Source organism: Arthrobacter ginsengisoli, assembly GCF_031456935.1.
Classification (GTDB): domain Bacteria; phylum Actinomycetota; class Actinomycetes; order Actinomycetales; family Micrococcaceae; genus Arthrobacter; species Arthrobacter ginsengisoli.
The window spans coordinates 65,225-82,492 of sequence record NZ_JAVDVQ010000012.1; the positions used below are offsets into that span (position 1 = coordinate 65,225).

Below are 17,268 nucleotides of genomic sequence, written 5' to 3' on the forward strand. Positions count from 1 at the left end.
CTCAGAAGGCTCCCATCATGGGGAGGGCGAGGGGATCTTCATGGTCATCCGGGGCAGGAGGCAGCGCAGCGTGCTTTCCGGGGTGGAGTGCGCGCTGGTGAGCGGTGTCCAGATGGGTCAACAGGTCGCCCAGCACTACGTAGATGTCCTCGGCCACGTCCCGGAACAGCGGCGTCGCGCTGGCCGCCTTACGGGTGCTGATCTGCGAAAAGGATCCGCCGCCCGCAGCCTTGAGGCGTCCCGGCGGCATGAAGTGATCCCCTGCGAGCGCTCTGATGGTCTGGAGCCACTCCTTGGTCAGCTCATGGCGTTCGGCCACGGTGCTCCCTGCCACGATGCCGGGGACCCGGCTGGGGCTACCGGACAGGGTCTGCCCAGTGCCGAGCCACCCCGTCAGGGTCTGGATGGCCGTTACCTCGAAGAGGCCTGCCGCCGGTTCTTCCGGGCTCGCATCATAAAGCTCGCGGAGGAGCCGGTAGGGGCGCAGCGAGGAAAGTACCGGTGCCTGATGTGCCCGGGCCACGGCCAGGAGAACAGATTCCAGAACTGCCGGCAGCCAGTCGAAGGACTTGGCCAGGAATTGCTTGGGCGGCGTCAGCAGCGGGTTGGGAAACTGGATCCATCGGCCGTCCGTCTGGTCCCAGACCTGGACGGCTTCGTCGTAGGGCGGTTCCGGCAGGCGGAGCTGGCCGGTGATCTGGCCAACGAACCAGCCGCCCACCATCGCCCGTCGTTCGCTCTCCCCCATCGGCAACGAGGCAGCCAGCGGGCGTGACCGCCGCTGGCTCCAGAAACCCTTGCGTTCCGGCAGCGACGTTCCATCCCACTGCTGCGCCACGGGCGACAGGACGGAGTCGAAGACCAGGGGCGAGTAGTTGCGATAGGACCCGAAGATATCGATTCGCTGAACGCGGGTGTCGGCAGTGAGGGAGCGCTGCAGAATGGCGGCCGTTTCGGCGGCGATATTCGGATCCGCCTTAATCGACGCCACCAGCGCCTGGCTTACCTCGTCGAGCTCGCCGAACGGGACGGAGGAGAACTTGAATCGGTAGGCCACCGACGTCCCGTGCAACTGCTGGACCACGTCCGGATTGACGCTGATAAGTGGGATAGCACGGTTGACCGCCTCGGTGAACTTGGCGATCACATCCGCCTGCCGCTGCGGGATGTCGGACTGGCTGGCATCCACGCCGCGCACGTAATCGCGCAAGGACAGGGAACAGAACTTATCGAATGCCTCGCCGGGCCGGCCGACAAAGGCGCGCGCCCGCTGGAGCAGGTCTTTCGGTGAAGTGTGCAGCATGAAGCGAGCCCGCGACGGGGTCAACGGTGCGTGGCTGTACGGATCCCGGTTGAACTCTCCCGGCTGCCAGCCGGCAGTCACTTCCAGGAGACCTCCTGGGGCCTGGTGCCCGCCCGCCACTGGCCACAGGCCGCGGATGACTTGGCCGCCCAGAACCTGCCGTGCGTCGTTGAATCCCTTCACTCCCGCAGCGCCACCGCCCGTCTGCGCCACGTCCGACTCGTATTGCACGGAGAACGTCTTGGATTCGGTGATCAGGATTTCGTTGTCCGCGACGTCAAATCGTTGCGGAACATTGAGGTTTTCATCCGACGGCCAGGCTGCGTACTGGTCCGTGGCCACGTTGGCGAGGCCCACAGCGGCCGGGAGGGCAGCCGCCGCGTGATCGAGGATGTTCAGCCCTTCGGACAGCGCTTCCCGCATCGGCCCCAGAACGTCCGAAATGAAAGCGGTCAGGACTGTTGCGGCCGAACCGGCGGCTTGGGAGTACAGCAGGTCCGTTGTCTGGCCACGAAGTGCCCCCATCAGCCGGTCCACGACCGACTGCCCGTTCTCAATGACCTTCATGCCGGCAAGCTGGCCCTCGAATTGCGGCGGGACAGCGGCCACGTTGGGCTGGGCCAGGGCTGCCATACCCTTCAACGTCACGATGAGCTGTTCCCGCAGCAGGGTCTCCAGGCGCTCGACAATGGCCCGGGCGTAGGGCAATCCTGATTGCGCCACGGCGTCTTCCATCAACTTCGTGAAGCGCGTCAGCAGGACGCCCTTATAGGTGTATCCCCACTGGTAGGCCGACTCAGCAGTCCCGTTGGTGAGGGCGGGCTTGCGTTCCTGCAGCCTCTGGCGCAGGGCAGGCAGCCACTGTGTCGCTTGAATTCCGCCGGGCGGAGGGATGAACGGGACGATCTGCTCATCGGTGATGGCGGAGGCAAGCTGGCCGGCGTCCGCTCGGCTGAAAGCCGTCCCGGTGAACCACGCCATGACCTCGTGCTGGGTGAGCGGCCCGTCGGCCGCTACCGGCAGGTCGAGCGACGTAGAGATGTTGCTCCACTGGCTGGAGACCAGGGCGGTGACCTGTGCAACCGATGAGGCGCTGTTTCCTGGCTGGAGATGTCCTGTCCGCAGCCGGTCCACGGCAGTCCGGGCGAGGCGCTGCGCCGCGTATTCGCGGTACCGGTCGCGGCCCATGCTGAGGCTCGCGAACCCGAACGCGCCCCAGGGGAGCTCATTCGGTTCGACGCCCCAGCCAAAGTAGTCCCGGACCGCAGCCTTGTCTCCGGAGTTGTTGCCCAGATCGAAGGACACGAACTCCGCAGCCGCCTTGCCGCTGAGCATCAGGGCGGCGAGCCCGCGGCCGAGCCCCCGGTAAACGGCATCCTGTGTGCCATCACCGAACATGGTGTGGTTGACGCCTGCGAAGCGTCCCACCGGGAACACCCGGGCAAAGGGCTTTTCACCGGTCACACCATTCCCGTGTCCCAGCGCCGCGAGCGTGGCCAGGTCATGGTCCTGGGCGGCCTTGGTCTGTGCAGCCACGATCTCGCCCAGCATCGCCAGAGCGTTGGCCCGGACACCCCCGCGGGCGTCTGACGGCAGCCCGTCAAAGACATCGGCGGCCAGCATAAAGACACCTACCAGCGAGGGAGTAACGCCGGGCACCAGGGACAGCAGCCGGCAGACGTCAAGGGCCATGGATGCTCCGGCGCCGCCGGCCATGGACGAGACGACCAGGACGATCGGCGGTTCTGCAGCGTTGAATTTACCCAGGCCGGGGACGGACAGCTGGGCCATTTCGCTGTTGGTTTCCACCTTGTTGAGCCGCTGGAATGCCTGTTCCAGGCCATTCCGGACCTCGGCGGCCTTGCTGAGCGTGATCATGCGTCCCACCGCCCGCATTTGACCGGCCCCGCTGTGAATGGGAACGGTGATCTGCGCCGGGTCCCGCGGAGCCCACGTGCCGATTTGGCCCAGTGCCTTGGCATTGCTCAGCGTCTGGGTCAGCGCGTTGTCCAGAACGGTATAGCTTCCCCCTGATGGGCCGGTCGCAATGTATCCACCACCCTGCTGGGCAACGTTGCCGACGCCGGGGATTCGAGTGTCTGGGGCCACCGGCACATCAACGTGGACAAACTGCCACCCCGCAGGGATACCGGTGACTCCGTGGGCTGACAGCTCGGAGGTGAGCTGATCCATCATGAAGGCCAGGGTGGAACCACCTGAACCACCGCAGCCCACTATTAGGAATTTCCGCATTGTTGCTGCCTGCCTGTTCTGATCGGGGTGGCTGTGGTGCGCTTGATATAGGGCAAAATCACGAGTGCGGTGTCCCCCACGGACTGAACCCGCCAGGTTCCCCGCCCGCGGCAGGAGTCTGCCCGGACCCGGCGCCGGGCTGGAACGGTCCGTTTGCGGGTTGCAGCGGCTGGGAAAAGGCTGACGTGGGAGGCTGCGTCTGCTCGCCCGCTGACGGGTTCCCGCCCCGGTCGGCCTCCAGTTTTGAGGCCTTGTCGTTCAGGCGGGCCAGCAGATCCGGCAGGCGCCGGTTGATGTCCCCCTCGATGTCCCTCTTTTGTGCGGCCGCCGCTGTTCCGCTCACCAGCACCAGCACGTAGCAGGTGGCGGGGTCGGCTCCAATGTCGCGGAACACTGCCCAATGGTTGTGGACGGCCAGCGGCAGCCGAGCGTTGACGCCGCTGCGATCAGTTCCCGGCGGCACCGATCCAGCGCCGATGCGCCCCGGCGCAAGCACGCTGACAAAGCCGCTCCCCAACGGCGACCAACCGGAGCGCGCCTTCAGTTCCAGTCCGTTGATCATCAGCGAGCGGGAGCCCGAGGGTTTCATCGGCACCAGGTCGGTGAGGTCCGTGGGTCGCAAGCCGAAGGGTTGGCCGTCCCGCAGCACCCGTTGATGCTCCACTGTGACGGGGATGAGTTCTGCGGACAGCGAGATGCCGGGAACCTTGGAGACAAACCGCTTGGCAGCATAGAGAAACAGGAGCGGGATTCCCGGGCCAAGGATGAGGGCGACCAGGAGCGCCAGCAGGAAATTGGTGCTGTTGAGCGGCTTGGCCATGCTGGCCGTGAATTCCACCTTGACCGGCATTGCTTTGGCTGGCTCGCCGTCCGGCGCGATCATCAGCGCGACCCGACCGTTGACCGAGCCATTCCCTGCCTGCTCGGCCTTGAACGTGAGGGGAAGCGAGGTGATGTCTTTGACGTTCAGGCAGTTCTCGGCTGAGTTCGCCTTGCCCAGGGACACCGCGATGGCGCCCACATCCGCAGGTGCAGCGACGATTTCGGGCGCCTGGTCCGGGACCTGCCAAACACAGCCAACACCGGAGACCGGCAATGTGGCGGAAAGCTCTGTGTTTCCCTCGCCCTGACCGAAATCGATTTTACTGGCAAGGATGGGGAATTCAGCCGGCGGCAGCAGCGCCAAGGGCACCGATACCAGCGCCGGCTCCAATGGTGTGCCTGGCACGGGGGTGCCGTCCGCCGTCGTCGTCGCAGCGGTGGTGATGGAAAGCTCCAGGACCAGTTCGGCCGCTCCCACCGGATATCCGGAAAGGTCCAATGTCACCGACGGGGCAATCGCGTCCTTGCCCAGGGCGGCAGCGACCACGGAGGACTTACTCTGGCTGCTTACCAAAGTGGCGGACAGCCGCACCTCTCCGAGCAGGGATGCCGCGTCAATGCTCTTGCCCGCGGCATCCACGAGGCCCAGCCGTACGTCCGGAATTGTCTCCCCCACGTGCAGGGGCGCAGCCGGGTTCAGCCAGGCCGGTTTGAGGCTTCCCGCGATGTGGATGCTGGATTTTGAGGTCTTGCCGCCGGACTGTCCCCTCGGGTCCGTGAAGGCGAGCTGCCAAAGTCCGCTCCAGCCTGACTTGGAGGCACCCTCAGCCATCGAAACGGTGAGCGATTTATCAGACAACCACGTGTACGTCAGGGTGTTGTCATCAGACATCAGCGATGCTGGGCTGCCGATGTTGCCCTTCGGCAGGTTGATGACTTCCCCGGCAGGATTCAGCAGGGATGCCGCGAGATTGGTGCCGTCCGCGGTTGCCAACACCCGGACGCCCGGCGTCGACTGATCCAGGACAAAACGGTGGGCCTTATCGATGCAGACCGAAACCTGGCAGATGCCAGCGTCCTGCGTGATGGGGCGGCTGCCCGGTGAACTGATGCCGTCGAAGGCCAAAAGCAGGCTGTCAATATCAGTGGCGAGGTGGAATTCGCCGGGTACCGGATCAATCAACTTGCCGCAGGCTGCTGCGTCGCTGCGGGATTCTCCAGTTGCCACGGACTCCATGAAAAGAAAGTCACCGGCACTCTCAGCGCTGCCCTGCAACCCGATACCAAAGAGGGCCACCTGCGAGGAGCGGAGCTGATCGGCCACGCCGCCAGGGCGGCAGATATCTGTCGTTGCTGCTGCCCGGACACTCTCCGATGCTTCGGCGCTCGTGAGCTCGATGTCGGGGGCGAAGGGCTTGGCGGCCCCGTAGGCGGCCTTGTCGGCATCGTTGGTTCGGATGGTGTAGTTGAGGCCACCATCGGTGAACCAGACAAGGGCCTGGCAGCTTTCCTGGTCCGTCCGGGCAGCTGCCCGGGCCGCGAGGTCCTTGCGTGCGCCGTCGAGGGCTGTCCAGTAGTCAGTCTCCATGCCCCTCACTCGGTCCTTGAGCGAATTGACCGCTGACTGCAGCTGCGGCAAGGTCCCGGCATTGAGCGGTGTCCAGGGCTGAATCTGCGTATAGCTGTTGGCGAAGACGCTGACGGCAACGTTGACCTCGGCGCTGGACTCGGAGGCGAAGCCGCCCAGCTGCGTCACCAGGTACGATGCGGAGGTGACCCGCGCGTAATTCGGGTCGGTCCGGTTCAGGCTGGAGGACTCATCGACCAGCAACAGCATGTCCGTCACGCCGCCGCCGGCGATACAGGCTCGGAAACCGTCTACTTGGGTCAGCGGCGTTTCGGCTGCAACTTGGGTCAGCGGCATTTCGGCTGCGACGCTTGCGCCGGCACTAACAACTGCCAGCGGGAGGCTCAGAGCCAGGCCGACAAGTACGGCCACTACGCGCCGCATCAGAGCCGCCCCACCCAGTTGGCAATACTCAGTGCGCTAACCACTACGGCCGCGAGGCTCAAGACCAGTGCCAGCCGGTAGATCCAGGGCACCCTGGCGTCCGCGGAATACAACGTATGGGTCCGAGCGCGGGTGTCCCGGAGCGAGAAGCAAGCGATGAGGGCGATGGCGATGGGGCCGCCCACGAACCATGCCGAAATCGCCAGGGGCGGTGACGCGCCGAAGCCGGCTGCGACGACGATCGCGACGAGTGCACAGGCGATGGCGCCGGCAAGCCAGATGACGGGTGCCTTGGCGGCCGCGCCAAACTGAGGAGACAGGTCCGCCGCGGCCTGCTGGCTGCCAAAGCCGAAGGAAGCATTGCCCGACGGGGCTGCCGCGGGAGCCTGCGGCTGCCCGTTCGTCAGCGAGGGCGCAGAAGACGGCGCCGGTCCTGACGAATTGTATTTGCTGAAATCAAATGGATTACTGCCGCTAGACAAACTTCTTACACCCCAATAAACCATCGACGAATACAACCGAAAAAGTTCAACTTGCCGCGGCTTTGCGGACAACGTCGATGCAGCGGGGGAACGCTTTCGCCCACTATCGCTAATAGTAAGGCTTGACGAGCGTCCGTCATAACATCGCGAAAGTGCGTCGTTCGTGTTTCGATATCCAGCCCCGCATTAGCGTGGAAAATACCACCTCGACAGGCGCACACAGGAGGAAGGCAGTTGTTGACGCCATCGGCGGGTCACGTCAAGGAATGCCTGGTGTTTGTCGACGCGGCCAACGACTGGAGGTCTGGGGTCTTTAGGAATCCGGCTACGTCGACGGAGATACTAGCTTCGCAAAAACTACGTAGTTGTCGTCAAACAGTCCGGTTGCTGGGTCGTAACCGTCGCACGTAATCACGCGGAGCTCAGACCCTTCTGTGTCCCCGTAAACGGTTTGCGACGGAAAAGCGTCCTTTGCGAACTGTTCGCCTCGGTAAAACTCAAAGATGGCCGTTTTTCCGTCTGCACGTGTGACTTCAAGGGTGTCTCCGACCTTGAGACGGCGCAAGTTGGCGAAGACCCCCGGTCCGCCACCGACCGCATTGACGTGTCCCAGCAGGACTGCCGGTCCGCGTTCTCCCGGTGTGGGGGAGCCGTTGTACCAACTGGCCGGCGCGGTCGGGCCGTCGGGTGGTACTTCGAGAGATCCATTGGCTCGTAAGCCGAGGTGGAGGAGCGTGGACTGTTCCCGGATGGAAGGAATATTAAGTGAAACCGGCGGCGAGGCTGCCATCACGGGCGACTGTGTCGTTGCTGGATCGGAGGACTGTGCGGCCGACGACTCTGCCGGTCCGGCTGTCGCGGAAGAAGCGACTGATGACGGCATTTCCGAGGCTGACTGCTGCGCCGGTGCTGTGTTAGCGCAGCCTGTGAGAATTAAGAGGGCAACCCCCACAGAGGCAAAACGGCCTCTGCGGGGATCCCTAGTGGAACTAATCATTTGAGAAAGTGTGTCCGATCAGTTCTGATAGGTGGGATTAGGCGTTGCGGCGTCGAACGACAAAGGTACCGGCAGCTGCGGCAGCCAAGACGAGGCCACCTCCGAGTGCGAGGAGGGCCGTGTTATCGGTGCTCTTGGTCGTTACGCCCGTGTCCGCTCCTCCAACGGGAACCCGTACGATCTGCTTTGTTGCTACCTGAGCTTTTGGAGCCACCTGAGCTTTCGGAGCCACCGTGGCTACGGGCGCAGCAACGAGCCCCGCCACGATGGAAGCGTCGTACGCAGGCGTACCAGCTGCGTCGCATCCGAAGCCATCCCTGTTGCGGTCGAGGTGAATACCGTAACCGGGTGTGCCCGCGGGAATGTTGTAGACCCCCAGTGCTGCTGCAGCATCGCAGTTCACGAATGGCAGGGTCGCTGCCGTGGCGGGCGTGGCCGACAGGGCCGAAAGCCCCATGACTGCTGCCAAGGTGAGACCTGCTGTAATTTTTTTCATGTTTCCCCATATTTATGCGATGCGATAGTTGACGCCTGAAGTGTATGTGATGGTTGAAACTTGGAGGGTAATTGGATCCACGGAGCGGCACAATTGTGTCCTGCATGACGTTGCAAGGCTGGTTGAGGGTCATGACTGAACACCCAGCTCGGCTGGGATCCGGAGGCATGGGCCGCGGGAACGAGCTCTCAGCCGCACGCCAGCTGCACGGCGCCACCCCGACGTCGGCGCTCGAGAACCACGACATCGTCCGGCCCGTTACCCGGCTCGGCGGCGGCGAGCTCGTGCGATGCGGGCCGCGCTCGTGGCGCTGCTGGGTCTACCCGGCCCGGCGCATCTCTATCAGGGGCAGGAACTCGGGCTTCCCGAGGTCGACGTCCCGCTGGAGGCTCGGGTGGATCCAAAGTCGGCTCGCGACGGCGGCTCCTGGCGCGTCGAAGCCGGGTAACTGCTGATCTGCGAACGCAGCGCCGACTTCTTCATCGCCGTCGCAATGGGAACCGAGCCGGTCAACTGCCGGCCGGACCCGTGCTGCTCAGCGCCGACCCGATGGCCAAGGACGGCTGGCTGCAGCCCAACAACGCCGCGTGGGTACTGCGCGACTGAAGCCAGTCTGTTTCGGGACCGTCCACGTTTCCGCGGGGAACACCCGTTGCGCTATCACGTATAGCTGCTCTCAGCGCTCAGAACGACCGTAGGTGATAGCGCATCGGGGCATTCGGCCTACGCCCGCTGGGAGATGTTGATGATGTTTCCCTCGCTGTCCAGGAACCAGGCCGCCTTCCCCCAGTCAGCGGTGGCAACGCCGTTCTCCGTCTTCAGGCCGGGAAAGTCGTATTCTTCAAAGACGACGCCGCGGCCTCGCAGTTCCTCCATCTCGCGTTCGAGATTGTCCGTCTCCCAGCCCATCTGGGTGTTCTTGGCTGTCCCTGCATTCTCGGTCTGGTAAATGAGAAAGCCCGTTCCTTGGCCGCAGCGGTACATCACGCTGCCCTCCTCCATGGAATCGGAGGGTTCTATTCCCAGCTTGTCCCGGTAGAACTCCTTCGCCCTGTTGATGTCCTTCGCGGGGAGGACTGCAATGATGTTTGAATCCTTGAGCATGATGATTCCCTTCAGTGCGTTGATAACCGCAGCGACGGCGTTGTTCCCCCCGGTTTCGGTCCCCGGAATCCTATTCCGGAGCCCGTGACCGCCCCTTGCGCCGAGCCGGGGCAGCCACCCGGGACTCTTCAACGCCGCGCCACCCATCACCTGCGCGAGGGTCCCCGATGCTTATGTGGCCATTATGGACCGGATTAGTCCTGCGGAAACAGGGGTGCATGGCATCCTGAAAGGGTCCCATGCCGGACCGAAACAGGGGCCGTACAAGCGCGGCGATCTGGGCCGCGCTGTTCATGGCGCTCCACCCGTTTTGCCAGTGGACGCGTCCCTATCGGCACGCCAAAGCTCCTCCTTGGCCCGTGCGGTCGCAATGGCGTCGTCGATGACGAGCGGGGCAGCGGGGTCGATCTCGGTGTGGGATTCCATCGAGTAGAAGCGAACCTCGTGACCGTCGGGGTCGTGCAGCATCGGCAGGATCCATCCGATCGTGGCGAAGTGCACCCCGGCATGGGCCTCGCCGAGGTCGCTTAGGTGGGCCGCCAATGCCTCGATCCGGGCTCGGTCGGATACTCCGATGGAGAAGTAGTCGAAGCCGGCTGACGCCTTCGCCCGGTCCGGGTTGAGGTTCAGCGCGAGGTCGGGCCCGCCGTCGGGATGGGTCATCGCGACGCCGGTGCGGCGACCGTGCTCGCGGAACTCGATGACGACTTGATAGCCGAGTCGGGTGGCGTACCACCGGATTGACCGGTCCAGGTCTGAGACGGGCAGTTTGAGGTGGTGCACCCCGGCCAGTTTCGGAATCATCGAAAAACCTCCCTAATTGCAGTTTCACTGTATCTATGCAGTTACACTGCATCTTATGAGCGAAGACGTCAAGCGGCAATCCCTTCCCACTCCGGACCTGAGAGCCAGGCGAGTGGCCCAAACCGAGGCCCAGCTCATCGGGGCCGCGAGCGTGCTATTCCTCGATCAGGGCTATGTGGCCACTACTCTTGCCCAGATCGCAGAGCGCGCCGGAGTCGCTGCTCGTACCGTCTACGTCCGGTTCGGGACGAAGGCAGCCCTGTTCAGCCGTGTCGTCGACCAGGCTCTCGTGGGTGATGCAGAGCCGGTCGATGTCGCCCACCGCCCTGGGGTTCAGGACGCGATGACCGCCCACACCCTGGCCGAACGGATCGAGGCCTTCGCCGACGTTTCGGTCGGTATCGCGGAGCGGGCAGGGCCGCTGTTCGAGGTGGCCGCCCAGGCCGAGGGCCTTGAGCCGGAGCTCGCCGAAGCCGCCCAGGCCGGACGCGACGCCACCATCCAGCTGTGCCGGTCGTTCTGGGACCATGCCGCCGCCGATGGCCTCCTCGCGAAGGGTCTGCACCCTGAACGCCTCACCGTCGTCACCGACGTTCTGCTCTGCGCAGACACGGTCGTGCACATCCGGAGAGCCCACGGCTGGTCTGCCGCCGTACACAGGTCACTCATCGTCGACACGCTGACTGCCCTCACCCGCCGTCGCGGATGACCGCCGTTCGTCCTATCCCCCGTGTGGAGTTGGGCGCTTCGTGGCGGCTGCTGTGATCGCTCGATGTCGCATTCCCAGATGCCCCGCGAGGGGGCTTGCGGCAAGCCCCGGGTCGTGCCGGATAATCGCCGAACGCCAGAACCTACGGAATGGGAGTAGCAAGATGCGTGAATTGTCGATCGGAGTGTGGCGATGACCGGGCATGCGGTGGTGATCGTCGGCGGAGGGCCGACAGGGCTCATGCTGGCGGGCGAACTGGCGTTGGCGGGCGTCGACGTTGTAATCGTCGAGCGGCGCGCCAGCCAGGACCTTGTCGGCTCGCGCGCCGGCGGTCTGCACTCTCGCACCATCGAGGTCCTCGATCAGCGCGGGATCGCCGATCGGTTCCTCGCGGAGGGACAGGTGGCCCAGGTCGCGGGTTTCGCCGGGACCCGGTTGGACATCAGCGACTTTCCCACCCGGCACAACTACGGACTCGGGCTGTGGCAGAACCACATCGAGCGCATCCTGGCCGGCTGGGTCGGGGAACTGGCGGTGCAGATCCGTCGCGGACGTGAGGTGACCGGCATCGCGCAGGACGACACCGGCGTCGACGTCCAGTTGTCCGACGGCGAGTCGCTGCGGACCGAATATCTCGTCGGGTGCGATGGAGGACGCAGTCTCATCCGGAAGGCGGCCGGCATCGAGTTCCCCGGGTGGGATCCGACGACGAGCAGCCTGATCGCCCAGGTCGAGATGGCCGAGGAGCCTGTATTGGGGATCCACCACAATGCCTTTGGCATCCATTCCTTCGGCAGGTTGGAATACGAGATCCGCGACGGCCAGGTGGTCTACAAGGATGGTGGCCCGGTAGGGGTCATGGTGACCGAAGAGCACGTCGGGCCCGCGGGCGAACCCACCCTGCACGACCTCAGCGAAGCGCTCATCGCCGCGTGCGGGACCGATTACGGGGTCCACAGCCCCACCTGGATTTCCAGGTTCACCGATATGACGCGGCAGGCCGCGGCCTACCGCGACAGGCGGATCCTCCTGGCCGGCGACGCCGCGCACGTGCACGCCCCGGACGGAGGGCAGGGCCTCAATATCGGTGTACAGGATGCGGTGAACCTGGGATGGAAGCTCGCCCAAGTGGTCAACCGGACATCAGCGGAAAGCCTCCTGGACACCTACCACGCCGAGCGCCACCCGGTGGCTGCCCGCGTGCTGCGCAACACGATGGCGAGTGTCGCGCTTCGACGCCCAGACGACCGCACGAAGGCCGCGGGCGAGGTCATCGCCGAGCTCCTCAGCATGGAGGAGCCGCGCAAGCGCTTCGCCGCGATGCAGTCCGGTCTGGACGTTCATTACGACGTCGGCGAGGGTCACCCGCTGTTGGGACGCCGCATGCCCGATCTCGACCTGGTCACCCCGGGCGGCCCGCTGCGGGTTTTCGCCCTGCTGCACAATGGGCGGCCCGTGCTGCTCAATCTCGGCGAGCCGGGCGGTCTTGACATCACCCCATGGGCAGATCGGGTTCAGTTGATCGACGCCAAATACTCCGGTACGTGGGAGCTTCCGGCACTCGGGGCGGTCGCTGCTCCCGCCGCCGTGTTGATTCGGCCCGACGGCTATGTGGCCTGGGTGGGAGACCTAACCCGGCTCGGCCTCGGCGACGCCCTCACCACTTGGTTCGGACCGCCTATCGCGGCATAGCGCACCGGCTTCCAAGTGAACCGTCCGGGGAACCATGCCGCCTGTTTGTTGGCAGCGTCGCGTCGTCGAAGTAGCCCGAGCGGCCTACCGGTGATCCCGGATCAATGGATCGGTGATTGTCCACATCGCCCTGGGGTCGACCTCGGGATGGGTGGCTGCCCAAGCATAAAGCGCGTCGATATAGTTTGTGAGCGGTCCGGCCGGGTCAGGCACACGGTCCGCTTCAGCCTGCAATGCACGAATGGCGGCCCACAAGTCCGGACCTCGCTCGGAGCCGACCGCCGCTAAAGTCGCTCCTTCCCTGACGGCACAGCCTCCCCGCGCTGGCACCGGGCAGCTCAGTTGAAACGCGGAGCGAAGGCTATGGCATCCAGATCATTGGCAGTTTACGGTGGCTCCATGAGGGACGGGATGCTGCTGATCATGTGCGGGACGGCAGAGTTTGATGACGCCCTCGACTACTACGAGACGGAAGGCTGGCGCCGTGCGGAAACTGATCTACGGAATGAACCTGACCCTGGATGGCTACATCGCCGCGGCTGGCGACGACATTGGCTGGAGCGAGCCGAGCGACGAACTGTTCCAGTGGTGGCTCGACCAGGAGCGGGCTAGCAGCCTGTCGCTGTACGGCCGCAAGCTGTGGGAGACGATGAGCTCCTACTGGCCGACCGGCGACCAGCAGCCAAACGCCACCCCGGCGGAGATCGAGTTCGCGCGGAACTGGCGGGACACCCCGAAGGTGGTGTTCTCCTCGACGATCGACAAGGTCGACTGGAACACCCGCCTGGTCACCGGCGACGCGATCGCCGAGATCACTCGGCTCAAGGCCGAGGACGGCGGCCCGATGAGCGTCGGCGGCGCAACGCTCGCCGGGGCGGCCATGCGGGCCGGGCTAATCGATGAGTACGTGCTGGCCACCCATCCGGTCCTGGTAGGCGGCGGCACGCCGTTCTTCACCTTGCTGGAAAGCTGGGAAAACCTAAACCTGGTGGAGACGCGGACGTTTCCCGGCGGCGTGGTCGTGACCAGGTACGAGACGAGGCGCTGAGCGCGACTGATCGACGGCGCCACCCTCGTCATCATGACGCCGAATCGGTTCGGGCGATCCATTCAGAACATGCTCGCCTTCGCTGACGAACTCCCCGGTCGAGGCGCGGGCCTGCGCGTCCTCACCCCCGGCGGTGGCGACGTCGACAAACGCAGAGAAGCCGGAAAGGACCTCGGCGGCCGCCCCGCCGGTTCACCGCCGGGCCACAGAGCGACCAAAACCACAGTTTGCATCCGGGCTGATCCTGCTGCCGCTCTTGGACATCTTTCGTGCGCTCCTTTACCGCGCGGTCACGAAAAATCCCTAGACATGTGACCAATCAGTCACCTATTCTGGAGCTGTGGACGCCGTATTCAAGGCTCTGGCCGACGCCACCCGCCGCGATCTCCTGGACGAACTGTTCAGGAACGACGGGCAGACCCTCCACGCCCTGGAGGCCCGCTTCGAGATGACCCGCTACGGCGTGATGAAGCACCTCAGGGTCCTGGAGGAAGCCGGCCTGGTGGTGACCCGCCGTCGGGGGCGGGAGAAACTCCACTTCCTGAATCCGGTGCCCATCCGGCTGGTCCACGACCGCTGGGTGAGCAAATATGCCGAACCATGGGCCGCTGGCCTCAGCGACCTCAAAACCAGATTGGAAAGTCCCATGGAAAAGATCTTCGAAATCTATATTAAGACCACCCGGGAGCGGCTCTGGGAGGCCATCACCGACGGCGAGATCCGCAGCAAGTACCAGTTCGGGTCCGTCATCACCTCGGACTGGACGCCGGGATCCCGGTTCGAGATGGCACCCAGGGGCGGGGAACCCCTGGGCGAGGGCGAGAACCTGGAGGTGGACCCGCCCCGCCGGCTTGTCCAGAGCATGCGCGCGCTCTGGGGCGAGGACGTCAAGGCCGAAGGCACGTCCCGGGTTACCTGGGAGATCGAACCGGTGGGCGATTCCTGCCGCCTGACCGTCACCCACGACCAGCTCCGCGAAGGCGCCAACGACCAGCTCTACGGCGGCTGGCCGATGATCCTCTCCGGCCTGAAGACCTGGTTGGAAACTGGCGAGCTGCTCACCACCCCCGGCTCCCTCATGTACACCTGAGCCGGACCGCGAGCGCAACCCCGGCGCCGCCGTCGTGGTGGGCGGCCGTTAGCGCCGCTTGCCCGCTTCGGTGCCCGTGATGTTGAACGAGACGTCCAGTTTCACCGTCGCTGATGTCCCGTCGGCCTTGCGGATGTGCGCCTCGTAGGCAGCCCCTTCCGCATCGGTTTCGACCCGGACGACGCTTGCCCCAGGGTGGGCGGCCTTCGCGGCCGCTTCCACCCGGGCGGCCGTGTCGCCGGTCAGCAGCTGCTCGGTGATGCCGTTGGCTTGGTGGCTGCCCTTTTGCTGGGAAGCAGACTGTGTTGTGGACGTTGTCGCTGCGCCGTCCGGAGCGGCCATCGCGAGATACATGCCGCCGCCGGCGAGGGCGGCAGTTAACGCTGCGCCCGCTGCGACGTTTTGAACTGTTTTCATCACGTGCTCCTGATTTCTGCGATGTGGGAGCGGGACGATAAGGAGTCGGCGGTTTACCAGGTGGCCGCGCTGAATTGTCGGTCGCGAGCCACGTGGTCAGTGGCGGGGTGGCGGCGGGACCTGGTCGTCCTTGCCGATGTTCTGGATGCCGACCGGTTCGCCCTCCCGGGTGTTGGTCCTCCTGTTGATCAACCAGGTAATGAACCACAGCACCACGCCGATCGCCATCAGTCCCCCGGCGATCTGGTACTGGATGACGTTGCGGCCCACCCACGGTCCGGCGAGGAAGGCGCACAGCAGGGCCGCGACCAGGGGTAGCTGCCCCGGCGAGGTGAAGAACACCTCGCGGTTGGGGTCCCGCTTGCGGCGGAGGACAAGGCAGGCCACGTTCACGATGGTGAACACGCACAGCAGCAGGAACGCCGTTGTGCCCGAGAGGTTCGCCACGACGTTGCTCTCCGGGTCGGACGTGACATACCAGATCAGCCCCAGCGCCAGGACGGTGGAAAACAGGATCCCGGCCCACGGCGTACGGCGCCCCGGCAGGACCTTTCCGAGCGGCCGCGGCAGGACATCCTGGCGGGCCATGCCGTAGATCAGCCGGCTGGCCATCAGCATGTTGATCAGGGCGGTGTTGGCCACGGCGAAGACCGCGAGGAACGGGAAGACCTTGTCGATCGGGAAGTCCGGCGCCCCCTTGCTCACCACTTCAAGAAGGGCGGCGCCTTCGGCCTCCCGGATCCCCGCGAGCTCGGTGGGCGTGAGCACGCTGACCACGGAAATGGCCACCAGCATGTAGAGGATCACGGCGATGCCGAGGCCGGTCAGCATGGTCCGCGGGAAGATCCGCTCGGGGTTCTTAGTTTCCTCGACCATGTTTACCGAGTCCTCAAAGCCGACCATCGCAAAGAACGCGATGGACGTGGCCGCCGTGACGGCCAGGAACAGGCCCTTGTCCTGGTTGTCGGTGAAGACCGTGATCTCTGCGGGATTCCCTGTCCCTTGGGCCATCACGTAGAAGCCGACCCCGATCACAATGCACAGGGCGATCATCTCGACCAGGGTGAGCACTACGTTGAACTTCACGCTCTCCCCCACGCCGCGCAGGTTGATGGCCGCCAGCAGCAGCATAAAGCCCAACGCCACCGCGGTGACCACCTCCCGTCCGGGCATCTCCATCCAGCCGTTGATCGCCAGGCCGCCAAAGAAGTTCTGGGCAAGGACGTTCGCGGAGGTGGAAGCGCTGGTGATGCCGGAGCAGACGACGGCGAACGCGACCAGGAAGGTGACGAAGTGGATCCCGAACGCCTTGTGCGTGTAGAGCGCCGCGCCGGCCGCCTGCGGGTATTGGGTGACCAGCTCCAAATAGGAGAAGGCGGTCAGGGTCGCGACGACGAAAGCGAGCAGGAACGGCAGCCAGACGATGCCCCCCACCGTGCCTGCCATGGTTCCGGTGACGGCATAGACGCCGGCACCCAGGATGTCACCGACGATGAACAGGAGCAGCAGCTTGGGTCCGAGGACCCGTTTGAGCGTGGGTTCGTCACCTTCGGGAGTTACATCGAAGACTTTGTCGGACGTGGTGCTCATGGTTGACCTCCGCAGCGGGGTACCCGGCTCCTGCGAGCCGCGGCCGGACTCCCGGCCTCGATGTGACCTACTTCACTGTGATCTTCTCGGCTCAGTTTGGCAACTCCCGGCGCAGGACCTGCGATTCCTGGCTACCGACCTGCTCGCTCCACCACCATGCTAAACAGGGCCGCCATGGGCGGGCCGGCGATCGCCAGAAGTCCCGCGATCACCACGGCAGAAATCAGTGTGATGATCACCCACCCCCGCACGCCCCCGCGCTCTGGATGGTCGTCACCGGAGCTGCTGCTCTTCACGTTGCCCTCTTCTCCCGTTCCCGCGTAGCACCTCAGCGCCCATGCGCCGCCCGTGCCCGGCATTCTCGTCCAGCGTGCTGTGGTTTTCCTTGAGTCAAGGCCCATCTCCAGGCGCGCCCACCCCGGACAGCCGCCACCAGCCCTATCCCCTTCC

Annotated in this window: 15 protein-coding genes; 5 read left to right on the plus strand and 10 right to left on the minus strand. The window is 64.8% G+C overall.

Going from position 1 to position 17,268, the window contains the following annotated elements; translation table 11 throughout:
- Position 1 precedes the first annotated feature (1 nt).
- The 5 genes from J2X01_RS14315 to J2X01_RS14335 all read right to left on the minus strand — a co-directional run bounded on the left by J2X01_RS14315 (position 2) and on the right by J2X01_RS14335 (position 8,364).
- Positions 2–3,556, minus strand: coding sequence for a tubulin-like doman-containing protein (locus tag J2X01_RS14315; protein WP_310058615.1), 3,555 nt, complete (start codon positions 3,554–3,556; stop codon positions 2–4).
- A 58-nt stretch (positions 3,557–3,614) separates the two neighbouring features.
- Positions 3,615–6,389, minus strand: coding sequence for a vWA domain-containing protein (locus J2X01_RS14320; protein ID WP_310058618.1), 2,775 nt, complete (start codon positions 6,387–6,389; stop codon positions 3,615–3,617).
- On the minus strand, positions 6,389–6,871 hold the full coding sequence (locus tag J2X01_RS14325) for a hypothetical protein (RefSeq protein WP_310058621.1): 483 nt from the start codon (positions 6,869–6,871) through the stop codon (positions 6,389–6,391). The genes J2X01_RS14320 and J2X01_RS14325 overlap by 1 nt, the downstream gene beginning before the upstream one ends.
- Before the next feature lie 325 nt (positions 6,872–7,196).
- Positions 7,197–7,868, minus strand: a complete 672-nt coding sequence (locus J2X01_RS14330; protein WP_310058624.1) for a class F sortase — start codon at positions 7,866–7,868, stop codon at positions 7,197–7,199.
- Positions 7,869–7,905: 37 nt separating this feature from the next.
- Positions 7,906–8,364, minus strand: coding sequence for an excalibur calcium-binding domain-containing protein (locus tag J2X01_RS14335; RefSeq protein ID WP_310058626.1), 459 nt, complete (start codon positions 8,362–8,364; stop codon positions 7,906–7,908).
- Between the two features lie 131 nt (positions 8,365–8,495).
- Between J2X01_RS14335 and J2X01_RS14340 the strand changes: the two genes are divergently transcribed.
- Positions 8,496–8,819: a hypothetical protein gene (locus J2X01_RS14340; protein ID WP_310058629.1), complete on the plus strand. Its 324-nt coding sequence runs from the start codon at positions 8,496–8,498 to the stop codon at positions 8,817–8,819.
- Positions 8,820–9,087: 268 nt separating this feature from the next.
- Here J2X01_RS14340 and J2X01_RS14345 read toward each other — a convergent pair whose 3' ends face one another.
- Together J2X01_RS14345 and J2X01_RS14350 are read right to left on the minus strand one after the other, a co-directional pair.
- Positions 9,088–9,468 (minus strand): VOC family protein, encoded by a 381-nt coding sequence (locus J2X01_RS14345; protein WP_310058632.1) that lies wholly within the window; start codon positions 9,466–9,468, stop codon positions 9,088–9,090.
- Positions 9,469–9,759: 291 nt separating this feature from the next.
- Positions 9,760–10,272 (minus strand): VOC family protein, encoded by a 513-nt coding sequence (locus tag J2X01_RS14350; protein WP_310058634.1) that lies wholly within the window; start codon positions 10,270–10,272, stop codon positions 9,760–9,762.
- 55 nt (positions 10,273–10,327) lie between these two features.
- Here J2X01_RS14350 and J2X01_RS14355 point away from each other — a divergent pair, with 55 nt between their 5' ends.
- The 4 genes from J2X01_RS14355 (at position 10,328) to J2X01_RS14375 (ending at position 14,811) form a co-directional block, all read left to right on the plus strand.
- Positions 10,328–10,981: a TetR/AcrR family transcriptional regulator gene (locus J2X01_RS14355; protein ID WP_310058638.1), complete on the plus strand. Its 654-nt coding sequence runs from the start codon at positions 10,328–10,330 to the stop codon at positions 10,979–10,981.
- A gap of 192 nt (positions 10,982–11,173) precedes the next feature.
- Positions 11,174–12,673, plus strand: coding sequence for an FAD-dependent monooxygenase (locus J2X01_RS14360; protein WP_310058643.1), 1,500 nt, complete (start codon positions 11,174–11,176; stop codon positions 12,671–12,673).
- Positions 12,674–13,157: 484 nt separating this feature from the next.
- Positions 13,158–13,721: a dihydrofolate reductase family protein gene (locus J2X01_RS14365; protein ID WP_310058647.1), complete on the plus strand. Its 564-nt coding sequence runs from the start codon at positions 13,158–13,160 to the stop codon at positions 13,719–13,721.
- A gap of 340 nt (positions 13,722–14,061) precedes the next feature.
- Positions 14,062–14,811 (plus strand): ArsR/SmtB family transcription factor, encoded by a 750-nt coding sequence (locus J2X01_RS14375; RefSeq protein WP_310058650.1) that lies wholly within the window; start codon positions 14,062–14,064, stop codon positions 14,809–14,811.
- A 48-nt stretch (positions 14,812–14,859) separates the two neighbouring features.
- Here J2X01_RS14375 and J2X01_RS14380 read toward each other — a convergent pair whose 3' ends face one another.
- The 3 genes from J2X01_RS14380 to J2X01_RS14390 form a co-directional block, all read right to left on the minus strand.
- Positions 14,860–15,228, minus strand: a complete 369-nt coding sequence (locus J2X01_RS14380) for a hypothetical protein (RefSeq protein ID WP_310058653.1) — start codon at positions 15,226–15,228, stop codon at positions 14,860–14,862.
- Between the two features lie 96 nt (positions 15,229–15,324).
- Complete coding sequence (locus tag J2X01_RS14385) at positions 15,325–16,818, minus strand: APC family permease (protein WP_310058656.1); 1,494 nt, start codon at positions 16,816–16,818, stop codon at positions 15,325–15,327.
- A 131-nt stretch (positions 16,819–16,949) separates the two neighbouring features.
- Complete coding sequence (locus tag J2X01_RS14390; protein WP_310058658.1) at positions 16,950–17,114, minus strand: hypothetical protein; 165 nt, start codon at positions 17,112–17,114, stop codon at positions 16,950–16,952.
- Positions 17,115–17,268: the final 154 nt, after the last annotated feature.

Bases quoted from the DNA above. Each gene is read 5' to 3' on its own strand.
- J2X01_RS14315 (WP_310058615.1), bottom strand. From the start codon at position 3,556: ATGCGGAAATTCCTAATAGTGGGCTGCGGTGGTTCAGGTGGTTCCACC.
- J2X01_RS14320 (WP_310058618.1), bottom strand. From the start codon at position 6,389: ATGCGGCGCGTAGTGGCCGTACTTGTCGGCCTGGCTCTGAGCCTCCCG.
- J2X01_RS14330 (WP_310058624.1), bottom strand. From the start codon at position 7,868: ATGATTAGTTCCACTAGGGATCCCCGCAGAGGCCGTTTTGCCTCTGTG.
- J2X01_RS14335 (WP_310058626.1), bottom strand. From the start codon at position 8,364: ATGAAAAAAATTACAGCAGGTCTCACCTTGGCAGCAGTCATGGGGCTT.
- J2X01_RS14340 (WP_310058629.1), top strand. From the start codon at position 8,496: ATGACTGAACACCCAGCTCGGCTGGGATCCGGAGGCATGGGCCGCGGG.
- J2X01_RS14345 (WP_310058632.1), bottom strand. From the start codon at position 9,468: ATGCTCAAGGATTCAAACATCATTGCAGTCCTCCCCGCGAAGGACATC.
- J2X01_RS14350 (WP_310058634.1), bottom strand. From the start codon at position 10,272: ATGATTCCGAAACTGGCCGGGGTGCACCACCTCAAACTGCCCGTCTCA.
- J2X01_RS14355 (WP_310058638.1), top strand. From the start codon at position 10,328: ATGAGCGAAGACGTCAAGCGGCAATCCCTTCCCACTCCGGACCTGAGA.
- J2X01_RS14360 (WP_310058643.1), top strand. From the start codon at position 11,174: ATGACCGGGCATGCGGTGGTGATCGTCGGCGGAGGGCCGACAGGGCTC.
- J2X01_RS14380 (WP_310058653.1), bottom strand. From the start codon at position 15,228: ATGAAAACAGTTCAAAACGTCGCAGCGGGCGCAGCGTTAACTGCCGCC.
- J2X01_RS14385 (WP_310058656.1), bottom strand. From the start codon at position 16,818: ATGAGCACCACGTCCGACAAAGTCTTCGATGTAACTCCCGAAGGTGAC.